The organism is Arthrobacter bambusae (genome assembly GCF_030812595.1).
Classification (GTDB): domain Bacteria; phylum Actinomycetota; class Actinomycetes; order Actinomycetales; family Micrococcaceae; genus Arthrobacter; species Arthrobacter bambusae_B.
This window is the reverse complement of record NZ_JAUSSZ010000001.1, coordinates 562127-575488: the sequence shown is the minus strand read 5'-3', so window position 1 is coordinate 575488 and position 13362 is coordinate 562127. Positions and strand designations below refer to the sequence as shown.

The 13362-nt window shown below is 64.6% G+C and carries 13 protein-coding genes; 1 reads left to right on the top strand and 12 read right to left on the bottom strand.

The features are described from left to right. Positions 1-42 precede the first annotated feature (42 nt). The 12 genes from J2S96_RS02735 to J2S96_RS02680 all read right to left on the bottom strand — a co-directional run bounded on the left by J2S96_RS02735 (position 43) and on the right by J2S96_RS02680 (position 12438). Positions 43-564, bottom strand: a complete 522-nt coding sequence (locus J2S96_RS02735) for a tetratricopeptide repeat protein (RefSeq protein WP_306859617.1) — start codon at positions 562-564, stop codon at positions 43-45. Continuing rightward, complete coding sequence (aroB, locus tag J2S96_RS02730) at positions 561-1652, bottom strand: 3-dehydroquinate synthase (protein ID WP_306859616.1); 1092 nt, start codon at positions 1650-1652, stop codon at positions 561-563. The genes J2S96_RS02735 and aroB overlap by 4 nt, the downstream gene beginning before the upstream one ends. Then, positions 1649-2215, bottom strand: a complete 567-nt coding sequence (locus tag J2S96_RS02725) for a shikimate kinase (protein ID WP_306859614.1) — start codon at positions 2213-2215, stop codon at positions 1649-1651. The genes aroB and J2S96_RS02725 overlap by 4 nt, the downstream gene beginning before the upstream one ends. Further along, positions 2215-3414, bottom strand: a complete 1200-nt coding sequence (gene aroC / locus J2S96_RS02720; protein WP_306859612.1) for a chorismate synthase — start codon at positions 3412-3414, stop codon at positions 2215-2217. The genes J2S96_RS02725 and aroC overlap by 1 nt, the downstream gene beginning before the upstream one ends. Positions 3415-3443: 29 nt before the next feature. Further along, positions 3444-4313: a shikimate dehydrogenase gene (locus J2S96_RS02715; protein WP_306859610.1), complete on the bottom strand. Its 870-nt coding sequence runs from the start codon at positions 4311-4313 to the stop codon at positions 3444-3446. Further along, positions 4310-6001 (bottom strand): endolytic transglycosylase MltG, encoded by a 1692-nt coding sequence (mltG, locus tag J2S96_RS02710; RefSeq protein WP_306859609.1) that lies wholly within the window; start codon positions 5999-6001, stop codon positions 4310-4312. The genes J2S96_RS02715 and mltG overlap by 4 nt, the downstream gene beginning before the upstream one ends. Next, a complete protein-coding gene (gene ruvX, locus J2S96_RS02705) occupies positions 5998-6588 on the bottom strand; it encodes a Holliday junction resolvase RuvX (protein WP_306859608.1) in 591 nt (196 codons plus the stop codon). The genes mltG and ruvX overlap by 4 nt, the downstream gene beginning before the upstream one ends. A gap of 2 nt (positions 6589-6590) precedes the next feature. Continuing rightward, positions 6591-9269, bottom strand: coding sequence for an alanine--tRNA ligase (alaS, locus tag J2S96_RS02700; RefSeq protein ID WP_306859606.1), 2679 nt, complete (start codon positions 9267-9269; stop codon positions 6591-6593). Positions 9270-9388: 119 nt separating this feature from the next. Continuing rightward, entirely contained in the window at positions 9389-9601 is a 213-nt protein-coding gene (locus J2S96_RS02695) for a hypothetical protein (protein WP_306859896.1), read from the bottom strand. Positions 9602-9643: 42 nt separating this feature from the next. Further along, positions 9644-10018 (bottom strand): DUF948 domain-containing protein, encoded by a 375-nt coding sequence (locus J2S96_RS02690; RefSeq protein WP_306859604.1) that lies wholly within the window; start codon positions 10016-10018, stop codon positions 9644-9646. Between the two features lie 147 nt (positions 10019-10165). Continuing rightward, the gene (gene rpsD / locus J2S96_RS02685) at positions 10166-10792 is read right to left on the bottom strand and encodes a 30S ribosomal protein S4 (RefSeq protein WP_306859602.1); all 627 of its coding nucleotides are present in this window, start codon (positions 10790-10792) and stop codon (positions 10166-10168) included. A gap of 170 nt (positions 10793-10962) precedes the next feature. Beyond that, positions 10963-12438 carry a replication-associated recombination protein A gene (locus J2S96_RS02680; RefSeq protein ID WP_306859600.1) on the bottom strand — a complete coding sequence of 492 codons (1476 nt, stop codon included), beginning with the start codon at positions 12436-12438 and terminating at the stop codon, positions 10963-10965. Between the two features lie 35 nt (positions 12439-12473). Here J2S96_RS02680 and J2S96_RS02675 point away from each other — a divergent pair, with 35 nt between their 5' ends. Further along, the gene (locus J2S96_RS02675; RefSeq protein ID WP_442319930.1) at positions 12474-13145 is read left to right on the top strand and encodes an acVLRF1 family peptidyl-tRNA hydrolase; all 672 of its coding nucleotides are present in this window, start codon (positions 12474-12476) and stop codon (positions 13143-13145) included. The last annotated feature ends 217 nt before the right edge of the window (positions 13146-13362 follow it).

Here is a 13362-nt window from a genome sequence, read left to right as displayed (position 1 = left end):
CCATTCTACCGGCAAATTGCGGCATGCCTGCCCGCGCCTTTGTCAGGAGGCGAGTTCGAGGACGTTCCGGGCGCGTTGCAGGGCCACGGCGGAGGAGTAAATCAGCGAAGCGTCAGCCGCCAGGGCCACGCGGAGGTCCAAGGCCTTGGCGAATGACTCCGTCGCGGCGACGTGGTTGCCGGCGACAAAATAGACCCGCCCCAGATACTGGTGGACGATCGGTTCCTTTGCGGTTCCGTGGACTTCTCCCAGCAGCCGGCGGAGGAGCTCCACGGCGCGGTCGAAACGGTTGGTGGCACGGTGGAGTTCGGCTTCGATGATCCGCAATTTGAACGATTCGGGATCGTTGTAGCGAGCCTCCGCCAATAACTCCGCGGCGTCGCCCGGGTGGCCTTCGAGCATGAGCGCCATGATGCGGTCAGCGGGATCGTTGGACTCGGCCAGTGCGGACTGCATCGCTTCCTCGTTGACGATGGCAGGCAGTAGCGTATCCGGGTTCGTCCGCACCCCGGGGAATCCGCCCGTGGGCCAGTCACTGATGCCGCTGAAGGTCTCGATGGTCATGATGCGATCTCCTGGTAGGCGGCGAAGAGCAGCGAGGTGTCCGGCACATCGAGGATTCCGGGCTTGCCCACGCCGTCGAGCACCACGAATCGCAAGAGGTCTCCGCGGGACTTCTTGTCGCGTCGCATGCCATCGAGCAGGCCCTGCCAACGGTCCCTGCGGTAGGTGACCGGCAACCCGAGTCCTTCGAGGATGGTGCGGTGCCTGTCGGCGTCGGCGTCCGAAAGCCGGCCCACGCTGCGGGCGAGTTCGGCTGCAAACATCATGCCGACCGAAACCGCTGCGCCGTGGCGCCACGAGTAGCGCTCCACCAGTTCGATCGCGTGGCCGAGGGTGTGCCCGTAGTTGAGGATTTCACGCAGGCCGGATTCCTTGAGGTCTTCGGAAACCACCTTGGCTTTGACAGCGATGGCACGTTCGATGAGTTCGCGGAGCACCGCCGAGCCTGGATCGGTGACTTCCTCCGGCTTGTTTTCGACAAGCTCCAGGATCGCGGGATCAGCGATGAAGCCGCACTTGATGACCTCGGCCATACCGGAGATCAGCTCGTTCTTGGGCAGTGTCTGGAGCGTGTCCAGGTCCGCGAGGACGGCCGCCGGCGGGTGGAAGGAGCCCACCAGGTTCTTGCCTTCGGCCGTGTTGATGCCCGTCTTGCCGCCTACCGACGCGTCCACCATGCCGAGGAGGCTCGTGGGCATGTGGACGACCTTGACGCCGCGCAGCCAGGTGGCGGCGACGAAACCGGCCAGGTCGGTGACCGCGCCGCCGCCGACCGCCACGATGGCGTCGGACCTGGTGAAATCGTTCTGGCCAAGCACCTGCCAGCAGAAGGCGGCAACCTGGATGTGCTTGCCTTCCTCCGCGTCAGGGATCTCGGCGGTGAGGGCGGTGAAACCCGCAGCCTCGAGTTCGGCGCGGACCGTATCGCCCGTGAGGCGCAGGGCGCGCGGGTGGATTACAAGGACCCGCCTGACGCGCTCACCCAGCTTCGCGGGAAGGGTCTCCAAGAGGCCGTGCCCGACGACGACATCGTAGTTCTCGTTGGCGGACTGGCCGCTGACCTTGATGACAGTTGCTTCGTTGCTCACTTTTGCACTTCCTCTTTCAAGGCCGCGTGTACATGCAGCCTTTCCTCCACGTGGAGGGCGATTTCCGCGACGGTTCCGGACCGGACGTCGACGGTTATGTCTGCCAGGCGTTCATAGACAGGACGCCTGGCGGCAAAAAGGGTCTCCCAGCGTGCCATGGCGTCGCCGGCCAGGAGCGGCCGTCCAGTGTTGCGGGCGATGCGTTCGGCGACCGTCTCCGCATCGCATTCGAGGTAAACCACGGTGCAATTACCCAGCAACTGCTGCGTGCCGGAATCAAGCACTGCACCGCCACCGAGCGAAACGACCGTGCCGTCGATGTTCGCAGCTTCGATGGCGCGTGCCACCGTCCTGGCTTCGATCTCCCGGAAAGCATGTTCTCCCCGACCGGCGAAAATATCCGCGATGGTGCCGTGATGCTCGACAATGACGGCGTCGGTGTCCACGAACGGCACGCCCAATTGCTGGGCGAGCTGCTGGCCAATGACCGACTTGCCGACCGCCATGGGTCCCACGAGTACGATTGCGGGACCGAAGCTGCCCCCCGAACTGCCGCGGACCACTAGTGGCCGACCGAGTCCAGGCTCGCCGGGATGCTGTCCAGGTAACCCCGCAGGTTTCGGGCGGTCTCGGCAACCGAGTCGCCACCGAACTTCTCGGCAACGGCCTCCGCCAGCACCAAGGCAACCATGGCCTCGGCAACCACACCGGCCGCCGGAACGGCACAGACGTCGGAGCGCTGGTGGTGCGCCTTGGCGGCCTCACCGGTGCTCACGTCGATGGTCTTGAGCGCACGTGGGACGGTGGCAATAGGCTTCATGGCGGCGCGGACCCGCAAGACCTCACCGATGCTCATGCCACCTTCGATGCCACCGGCACGGTTGGTCTTGCGGACAATCCGGCCCGTTTCGTCCTTGACGATTTCATCGTGCGCCGCGGAGCCTCGACGGGCCGCGGTCAGGAAACCATCGCCGACTTCGACACCCTTGATCGCCTGGATACCCATCAGGGCAGCAGCCAGGCGGGAGTCGAGGCGACGGTCCCAGTGCACGTAGCTTCCCAATCCCGGCGGGAGGCCGTAGGCCAAAACTTCGACCACGCCGCCGAGGGTCTCGCCTTCCTTGTGTGCTGCGTCAACCTCGGCCACCATGGCATCGGAGGTCTCGCGATCGAAGCAACGCAAAGGGTCGGCGTCAAGGGCCAGAACGTCGGACGGCACGGGCAGCGGACGGCCCTCGGGCACGGTCACGCTCGCGATGGAAACGGTGTGGCTCACGAGTTCAATGCCAAGCTGCTTCAGGAATTGCGCAGCAACGGTGCCCAAGGCGACGCGTGTGGCGGTTTCCCGTGCGCTGGCGCGTTCCAGGACAGGGCGGGCTTCAGGGAATCCGTACTTCTGCATGCCTGTGAAGTCCGCATGGCCGGGCCGCGGACGGGTCAAGGGCGCGTTGCGCGCTTGGTCCGCGAGCATCGCCGGGTCCACCGGATCGGCAGACATGATCTGCTCCCATTTGGGCCATTCGGTGTTGCCGATCTGGATGGCGACGGGGCCGCCCTGCGTCACGCCGTGCCTGACGCCGCCGAGGATGCTCACTTCGTCCTGCTCGAACTTCATGCGGGCGCCACGTCCATAGCCGAGCCGGCGACGCGCCAAGGCGTCACGAATTTCCTCGCTGGTGAGTTCCACACCGGCAGGGACGCCTTCAACAATTCCGAGCAGTGCCGGGCCATGGGATTCACCGGCAGTCAACCAACGCAACATATATCCAATCCTGCCATGTAAGGCCCTTACTAGACCCGCCGGGGAAGCCCAACTGAGTCGCACATCACATCTATGACTTCGGCAGTGACGTCGGCGCCGGAAAACAAACGGATTTGCTCGACGGCTTGATAGAGCAACATCTCCAGGCCCGGAACCACCACTCCACCCCGCGAATGCCATACTTCGGCAATTCGGCTGGGCCACGGATCGTAGGCGACGTCGAGCAGGACACCCCAGACAGAGTCGGGAAGCTTGCCATCGTCGGGAAGGAGCTTGAGCTGTGCCGCAATGCCGTCCGCCGCCCGCGGTGGCAACGTGGAGACCACCAGGTCTGCTCCCGCCATGCCATCGGCAGCTTCGGCCAGCGGCCGAAGGTTTATGGAAAGTCCGACGACGGCTGCCGCGGCTTTCGCCTCGGCGGCCCGTCCGACGTCGCGCACAAAGACGTCAACGTGTTCCGAACCAAGCTCCCGGAGGGCTGCGATCGCCGCTGCGGACGTCCCGCCGCCGCCAAGAATCGCCGAGTCAGGGCGCTCCGTGACTCCTGCGTTCCTCACGGCTTCGACGATGCCGGCCACATCCGTGTTGTGGCCAACGCGACGCACGCCCTGCCCCGTGGCTTCGAACGAAACGGTGTTGATGACACCCAGGTGTGCGCCAGCCCCGCGTACCTCGTCGACTTGGTCGACCATGGCGGTCTTGAGGGGCATGGTGACGGACAATCCGCACCAGTCGTCGCCGGCCCCAAGGCTGGCCATGAAGCCCGGCAGCCGCTCAACGGTTACGTCAATCGCCGAGTAGTCGATGTCGAGCCCCAGCTTCGCGTAGGCCGCGCGGTGGAGCGCCGGTGACTTCGAGTGACCAATGGGGTGCCCCAGGACGGCAGCACGTCTACTCACACGCACCGTCCCGCGTTGGCTGCGCACCACGCGTTGTATTGGTCAACGTACTTGAGGTGTTCCGCCAAAGTGCTGGAGAACTTGGTTTCCTTGGTGTCGAGGTTGATGGTCACCCAGTAAAGGTAATTGTTGGCCGTCGGCTTTGCGGCAGCATCGATCGCCGTTTTGCCAGGTGAACCAATGGGGCCGACCGGGAGGCCCGGGTTGGCGTAGGTGTTGTAGGGGTTGCTCTTGTCAGCCTTCTGGGCGTCGGTCAAGTGGAGTGTTTTTGTACCCAGGCCGTAGGTCACCGTGGCGTCCGACTGGATGAGCCCGTTCGTCTCCGTGTTGCCTGGCTTGAGCCGGTTATAGATGGCGCCGGCCACGTTTCCATAGTCGGCCTGCCCGCCTTCGGCCTGCACGATGCTCGCCACCGTGATGATCTGGTACTGCTTGGCGGGGTCCGTGACGCCCTGGGCCTTGAGCTCATCCGTGGTGGCCGTGACGAGCTTCTGGAGGATGTCCTTGGCTGAGGTTCCGACGGGGAAACGGTACTCCCCCGGTGCCAGGAAACCTTCGAGGTTCTTTGCCTGGGCCGGGACGCCAAACTGGGCAGGTGAGTCGCTGAGCGCCTTCAGCTCGGCCAACGGGATGCCCGAGCCTTTGGAGATCGCATCAAGGGATTCTCCGATGCGCAGCCCCGCACTCAGCGCGAAGTACATGACCTTGGACGAATCCTTGCCAAGGAGCACATTCACGGCGTCCGAGTTTTTCATCTCGGTCCGGAAGGTGAAATCACCGGGCGAGAGTTCGCCTCCGGCAGCAGTGAAGGCCGCCACGAAAGTGTCGGCGTTGGCAATGACGTGCTGGTTCTGAAGGTTGGTCGCAACGAGTTTGGGGCCGGAACCAGGGGCCACGGTGATGGTGACCGAACCCGTACCCGGGCCTGGGTAGTCGTTGACCTGGTCCATTCCGAGCAACGGCTTCAGGAACTGCGCCCCCACCGCAACCGCTGCCACGAATACCGTGAGCGTGAGCAGGAGCGCGACAAGACGGCGGCGCCTGCGGACCTTCTTCGAGCGGGCCTTCGGCACGGGAGTCGCAGCTGCCATGAGGTCATGGGGCCCGTGGTCATCATGGACTTCGTAGTCGAACCCGGGATCGTGGTGCTCATAACCTTCGTCATGGGCATGCAGCTCGTGGAATTCCTCGCTGAGTGCGGCGGAGTAGCTGTGGACAGCCTCGTGCTCCACGATGTCGGGGTGAAGCTCATTGTCGTGCGCGATGGCGGGGTGCAGTGGATCTACGGGGCGCACCGTGTCAACCGGCTCCGCTGTGTCAACCGGCTCCGCTGTGTCCGCGTGCTGCGTGGGATCTTCAGGCGAAGTATCGTGCAGCACGTCCTCGTCGGGCCGGACCGTTTCGCTGTGCACGCCGCCGCCATGGAAGGTGCCGTCATGGAAGGTGCCGTCATGGAGGTCGGCGGCGTGGGTACTCGCTTCCTCGGCCGCCGGCTCGTAGTCCGGGACGTACGCCGGCTGCCGCTTCGGGACAGCCGCAGGTTCAAAGTGGACAGGAACAGGCGGTGGGAGGACCTCCTGGTTCTGTGTCTCCAGGAAACGTTCCCTGGCACGGATTTCACGACGAGTCAGCGGCCGGGTACGGTCTTCTGCTGCGTCGTTGGAGGGGTCGTTGTTGACCGGGCTCACAGTTGTCTTCCCCTCGTTGGAGAGTGTGGATCAATGCCCGAGGCCGGCACCGGCGCACTGGCACCGTCAATGTGTTGGGGTGGCATCGGCGCCTGCACGCGCCTGCCCACATCCGCACCTCTGGCTTTTTGCATGTCGATCGCGTGCTGCAGAATTCCGGCAGCGGCAACCTGATCCACCACTTTACGATGATCCTTGCTGCTCATGCCAGCTTCATGGAGATTGCGGTGGGCCGTCACGGTACTGAGCCGCTCGTCCACCAGGTTGACGGGAACGTCGAGTCCACGGCGCTGCAAGTGGGCTGCCAGCAAGTCGGCGTAGTCGCTGGCCATGACCGCAGACGCGCGCTCCTCACCCTTCATCGTCCGGGGCAACCCGACGAAGACCTGGACTATTCCAAGCTCCGCGACGTGCCGGACAATGACTCCGATGTCGGAATTCTTCTTGGCGTCCCGGCTTACCGTTTTGAACGGCGTGGCCAGGATTCCGTCCGGATCACAAATGGCTACTCCCACGCGGACGGTGCCGACGTCTACCCCCAGTTTAATGCCCCGGGGGTAGTCGTCGTTGCGCGCAATGGCCTCCAAGATCAGCGCTTGGCGATCGTGTCCACAACGGCCGCAAGGGCCGGTGCGATCTTCGCGGCGTCGGTTCCGCCGCCTTGGGCGACATCGTCCTTGCCGCCGCCGCCGCCGCCAAGGATTCCTGCGGCCACGCGGACGAGCGCTCCTGCCTTGACGCCGGCTTCACGCGCGGCCTCGTTGGTGGCCACGATGATGACGGGGCGGTCGTTGCTGACACCGGCCACGGCAACCGTGGAAGCGTCGGAGCCGAGACGGTTGCGCAGGTCCATGGCGAGGCTGCGGAGGTCGTCCGCTCCCCCGACCTGGCCGGCGTCGTGCGCCACTACCCTCACGCCTGCGGCGTCCTGGGCCGTGGCTACGAGGTTCGCAGCGGCTGCGGTCAACAGTTCCTTGCGGAGGCGATCAAGTTCCTTCTCAGTGGCCTTGAGCTTTGCCAAGGTGCTGGAGATCCGATCGGCCAACTGGCCGGACGGAACCTTGAGCATCTCCGTGAGCTCGGTAACCAAGGCGCGTTCGGCCGCTAGGTGCCGGAAGGCGTCCAGGCCGACGAAGGCTTCCACACGGCGGTTTCCCGAACCGACGGACTGTTCGCCGAGGAGCGACAGGCTTCCGATGAGGGAGGTATTGGCCACATGCGTGCCACCGCAGAGTTCGCGGGACCACGCGCCGTCGATTTCGACAACGCGGACTTCGCTGCCATAGTTCTCCCCGAACAGGGCCATGGCGCCCAGGGCCTTCGCCTCAGCGAGGCCCATGATCTTGGTATCCACCTGGAAGTTGTTACGGATGGCGATGTTCGAGACCTCTTCGATCTCGGACTTCGTAGCGGCACTCAATCCCTCGCCCCAGGCGAAGTCGAAGCGCAGGTAGCCGGCCTTGTTGAAAGATCCGCGCTGGGTGGCTTCCGGGCCGAGGATCTGGTGCAGCGCGGCGTGCACGATGTGCGTGCCCGTGTGGGCCTGCTCTGCGGCGTGGCGGCGTTCGCGGTCGACGGCGGCGCGTACCAAAGCGTCGGAGGCGATCTCGCCTTCGCGGACGATCGCCTTGTGGACGCTCAAGCCCTTCACGGGGCGCTGGACGTCGAGGACCTCGACGACGAAGCCGTCACCGGTGATGAGGCCCTTGTCGGCGGACTGGCCGCCGGCTTCGGCGTAGAACGGCGTCTCGTTGAGCACGAGCTCGATTTCGTCGCCCGTGGATGCGTGCGCGACGCGCTGGCCGGAACTGACGATGCCTCTCACCCGGGCCTCGCCTTCGAGTTCCGTGTAGCCGGTGAAGACGGTCTCGCCCTCGGCCAGGAGCTCCTGGAAGGCTGAGACATCGGCGTGTCCGCCCTTCTTCGCTTTGGCATCTGCCTGGGCGCGCTGGCGCTGTTCCAGCATAAGGCTGCGGAATTCGGCCTCGTCGACCTTCAGGCCGGCTTCCTCGGCCATTTCGAGGGTGAGATCGATCGGGAACCCGTAGGTGTCGTGAAGGGCGAAGGCATCTTCGCCTGACAACGGCTTTCCGGCGGCCTTGGACAGGACCACGGCTTCTTCGAGGCGGGCGGTGCCGGAAGCGATGGTACGCAGGAAGGCTTTTTCTTCGGCGTAGGCGATCCGGCTGATGCGCTCGAAGTCCGTCTCCACCACCGGGTAGACGCCCTTCATGGCGTCACGGGAAGCGGGAAGCAACTGCGGGAGGCAGGCTTCTTCGACTCCGAGGAGCCGCATGGCACGGACTGCACGGCGGATAAGCCTGCGCAGGACGTAGCCGCGGCCCTCGTTGGACGGGGACACGCCGTCGGAGATCAGCATGAGGGCCGAACGGATGTGGTCGGCAACAACGCGCATCCGGACATCGTCCGTGTGGTGCGGGTCGTCAGCGGTCTCGGCGGAGGTGTACTCCTTGCCGGACAGGGCTGCGGCCTTGTCGATGACGGGGCGGACCTGGTCCGTTTCGTACATGTTTTCCACGCCCTGCAGGATCATCGCGAGGCGCTCCATGCCGAGACCGGTGTCGATGTTCTTCTTGGGCAGCTCGCCGACGATGTCGAAGTCCACCTTCGAGCGGACGTTCTCGATCTGGTACTGCATGAACACGAGGTTCCAGATTTCGACATAACGGTTTTCGTCCGCGATGGGACCGCCTTCGGCGCCGTAGGCCGGGCCGCGGTCGTAGTAGATTTCCGAGCAGGGTCCGGCAGGCCCAGGCTGCCCGGTGGACCAGTAGTTGTCCGCCTTGCCCATCCTCTGGATGCGCGACGCGGGGATGCCGGTGTTCTTGAGCCACAGCTCCTGGGCTTCGTCGTCTTCTTCGTAGACGGTCACCCAGAGGCGGTCGACGTCGAGTCCGTAGCCGCCGTCGTCGACGCTCTTGGTGAGCAGTTCGAAAGCGAACTTGATGGCGTCTTCCTTGAAGTAGTCCCCGAAGGAGAAGTTTCCGCACATCTGGAAGAACGTTCCGTGACGGGCGGTCTTGCCCACTTCTTCGATGTCGCCGGTGCGGATGCACTTCTGGACGCTCGTGGCGCGCTTGAAGGGCGGCTCCTCGCGTGCGGTCAGGTAAGGAATGAACGGAACCATGCCGGCCACAGTGAAGAGGAGGGAAGGGTCGCTGGATACGAGCGATGCGGAGGGGACGGCGGTATGGCCCTTGCTGACAAAAAAGTCCACCCAGCGTTTGGTGATCTCCTGCGACTTCATTAGCTGATTACTTACCCTTCTCAATTCACTGCACATGAGTTTGTGCGCGGTTCTGGCACGTGCCATTGCCGCAGCTTCTAATTCTGCCCTGTTGACGGCCGCTGGGCGAACCGCGGTGCCTAGCGGCGTCCGGCGTCGGACTCCCCAACGCCGAGTGCGGCCCTGAGGTCGACTTCGCGTTCGTTCATTCCGGCGCGCACGGCGTCGGCGAAGTCATACACGCCGTCGGCCAGCCGCCCTACGGCGCGGTTCAGGCCTTCGGGGCCAATAGTGGCCTGTGCTTGGGTGATCTTGCGGAAGGCGATGACTCCGATTGCCACGCCGATCCCCATCCAGACAATTCTTTTCACGGTTTTCCTGACTTATGAACGGATTCAGCGGCTGCGGCGGCCACTGCTCGGTTTGCGGCGGGCGGCGAAAGCCGAGCGCACTCCATAGCTGAATGCCGCCACCTTGATGAGCGGCGAGCCGACTGTGGCGGCCACCAGCGAGGACAGGGCAGAGATGTTGGCGGAGGCGTCTGAAACGTTCGAGGTGATGCCGTCCACCTTCATCAGCTGCTGGTTGGTCGTGGAAACCGTCGCCGTGACTTCGTCCATCAGCGGCGTCGCTCCGTCACTCAAAGAGCGGATTGAGGTGCGGACTTCATCGAAGACGCGCCCGAGTTTGAGGATCGGTACAGCCAACAGCACCACAAGGAGCGCGAAAACTCCGGCTGCGATCAGGCCTGCAATATCGCCACCAGTCATGGACACTCATCTCCTAGCATTTGTTGCGTTCCGTCGGTGCGCCATGCGGTTGGACACCGGCACCCCAGCGTGGCTTCCCCAAGTACCTTACATACAAAGAAGCCCGCGGCGCGTGCCACGGGCTTCTTTGTATGTACTTGCTGAAAATCAGCGAGCGTAGAATTCGACCACGAGCTGCTCTTCGCAGGTCACGGGGACCTCAGAGCGCTTCGGGCGACGAACCAGGCGTGCCTGCAGGGCGTCAAGCTTGACGTCCAAGTAGGCCGGAACCTGGGGCAGGACATCGCGGTGTGCGCCGGCAGCTGCAACCTGGAACGGAGCCATGACTTCGCTGCGGCTGTGAACGTGGATGAGCTGGCCTTCAGCAACGCGGAACGACGGGCGGTCCACGCGGATGCCGTCAACGAGAATGTGGCGGTGCACAACCAGCTGGCGGGCCTGGGCGATGGTGCGGGCAAAGCCGGCACGCAGCACGAGGGCGTCGAGACGCATTTCGAGCAGTTCGATCAGGTTTTCACCGGTCAGGCCCTTGGTGCGGCGTGCTTCTTCGAAGGCACGGGTCATCTGGGCTTCACGGATTCCGTACTGGGCGCGCAGACGCTGCTTTTCGCGCAGACGTACGGCGTAGTCAGAGTCCTGCTTCTTGCGGGCACGGCCATGCTCACCGGGGCCGTACGGACGGCGCTCCATGTACTTGGCGGCCTTGGGAGTCAGAGCGATGCCGAGTGCACGCGAAAGGCGTGCGGTACGGCGAGCACGAGTGTTGTTAGCCACTTGTGTCCTTCCAATATCTGCGGTGTGTCAGTGTTACTGGCCTCCATGAGGGAGAGCATCGGCCAACCGCTGCCTTTTGCTACGGGGCACAGGGCACAGCGTCAAAACCTGGATTTTGATGGATTGTGCGTCCGAGCCTTGCCAGACAAAGATCGATCTTACCATGAGGACTACTTACCCCGGATGATCCTCCGCAGCCGCTCGAGCCTGGGAGCGATTTCCCGCTCAGCGCCGTTCGCCGTGGGCTCGTAGTAGTCCCTGCCGAGCAAATCATCCGGCGCGTATTGCTGGGCGGCCACGCCGTGCGGTGCATCGTGGGCGTACTTGTAGCCTTGGCCGTGGCCCAGGCCCTTTGCTCCTTGGTAGTGCGCATCGCGCAAGTGCGCAGGAATCCCGACACCCATGCCCGCGCGCACATCGGCGATGGCTTTGTTGATGCCCATGTAGGCGGCATTGGACTTGGGCGCCGTCGCAAGATGCACCACAGCTTCGGCGAGGATGATCCGTCCTTCGGGCATGCCGATCAACTGCACAGCCTGGGCCGCGGCGACGGCGGTCTGCAACGCCGTCGGATCTGCCATGCCGATGTCCTCCGCAGCCGAAATGACAATCCGGCGGGCCACGAAGCGCGGATCCTCGCCGGCTTCGAGCATGCGGGCCAGGTAATGGAGGGCCGCATCAACGTCGGAGCCGCGGATCGATTTGATGAACGCGCTGGCGACGTCGTAGTGCTGGTCCCCAGCGCGGTCGTAGCGGATGGCGGCGGAATCCAGGGCCCGCTCCGTATGGCGGAGTTCGACGACCACCGGAGCCTCGGGGGCGCCGTCACCGGCGAGGCCTTCCTCTTCAGGGGCGTGCTCGGGGTCGCCGCCGTCGTTGTTCCGGTCCCCGTACGCCACGCCGGCAGCGGCTTCGAGCGCAGTAAGCGCGCGGCGGGCATCTCCACCGGACAGCCGGACTAAATGCTCAAGGGCTTCCGGGGTGAGTTCCACTCCCCCGGCCAAGCCGCGGGCATCGGCAACCGCGCGTTGGAGAAGCCCTTCGATGTCGCTGTCAGTGAGCGGCTTCAGGGTGAGCAGCAGCGATCGGGAAAGCAGCGGTGAGACCACGGAGAACGAAGGGTTTTCCGTGGTGGCTGCGACCAGGACCACCCAACCTTTCTCGACCCCGGGAAGCAGGGCGTCCTGTTGCGCTTTGTTGAATCGGTGGATCTCATCGAGGAACAGCACGGTGGTGGTCCGGTAAAGATCCCGGGCAGTCAGAGCGTTTTCCATGACGAGCCGGACATCCTTGACGCCTGCTGTGATGGCGGATAGTTCAACGAACTTACGGCCGGGTCCGCGGGCGATGACGTGCGCGAGCGTCGTCTTGCCCGTGCCGGGCGGTCCCCACAGGATGACCGAGCTCGGGCCGGCGGGCCCGGCGGCGGCGGCTCCTGCGGCGAGTTGCCGCAGGGGGGACCCTTGGCCCAGCAAATGCTGCTGGCCCACAACGTCGTCAAGCGTCCGTGGCCTCATGCGGACGGCCAGGGGGCTTCGCGGCGACGCCCGGCGTCCGGTTCCGGAACGGTCTGAATCCGGATCGTCTGAAGCCGGCTGGCTGCCGGCGTCGTCGTTGTCCGAGCCGGCACCAAAGAGATCTTCCACATGGATAGGCTACTCATGATTCCAGCGAAGGAGACATCGACGTGGAGACCCGGCCGTCCGGCCCCAACGAAAAGCAGCGCACCGCCTTCATATCCGGTGCGCGGCTGCCCGGCTGGGTGGAGCGCTTCGCTGCGAGCCACGGCGCCATCATGGAGGAGCCCGACGACGGCGGCACGCTGTTGCGAGCCGCTGACGGGACGACTGCACTGTTGCAAGCCCCGTGGCCCGTCGATGGAAGGCCCGGCAGGGGCACAACCACGGTTGAGCGTTTGGCGTCGCTTGCTTCACAGGAAAGGCCGCTCGGCATCATCCTGGTCCGCCGGGGCGGCTACGCAGTGGGGGTCGCGAGCGGCGGCAAAGTGTCTGCGTCGAAAACGGGTTCCCGTTACGTGCAGTCGCGCTCGGCGGCAGGAGGATCCTCGCAGCAACGCTTTGCCCGGCGTCGGGAAAACCAAGCCAACGCGCTGACGGAAGCTGTGGCCGGATATGCCGCCGGTGTGTTCGTGGGGCACGCCATTGAATACGTGGTCCTGGGCGGAGACGCAGCTCTGTCGGCTTCTGTCCTGGAAGACGCGGCGTTGAAACAATACGCATCACGGAAGAGGCTCGCATTTTTGGCAGTCGCCGACCCGAACGCAACCGTGCTGCGCAAGGCTGCCGCAGATGCGTGCGCCGTGCGGATCCAGGTGACGGATCCCCCGCGGTAGGCTGCGACGCTAAGACGGCCAGGGCAGGCGGCGGGTTCCTGGGGCGCTTGTGTTGGCCGGGGGGTCGGGCCAGGTCGCTGCGGCGCTTCCCCGACCCCGGGTCCATGGGACGGATGTGAGGCGCGCGTGGCCTCGTCCGAGGTGTTTTCAGCATCCGAGGCCGCTGAGGTGTTCGCGTCGTACTACGAGGCCGGCCGGCTCTTAGCCCCTCTCCAGC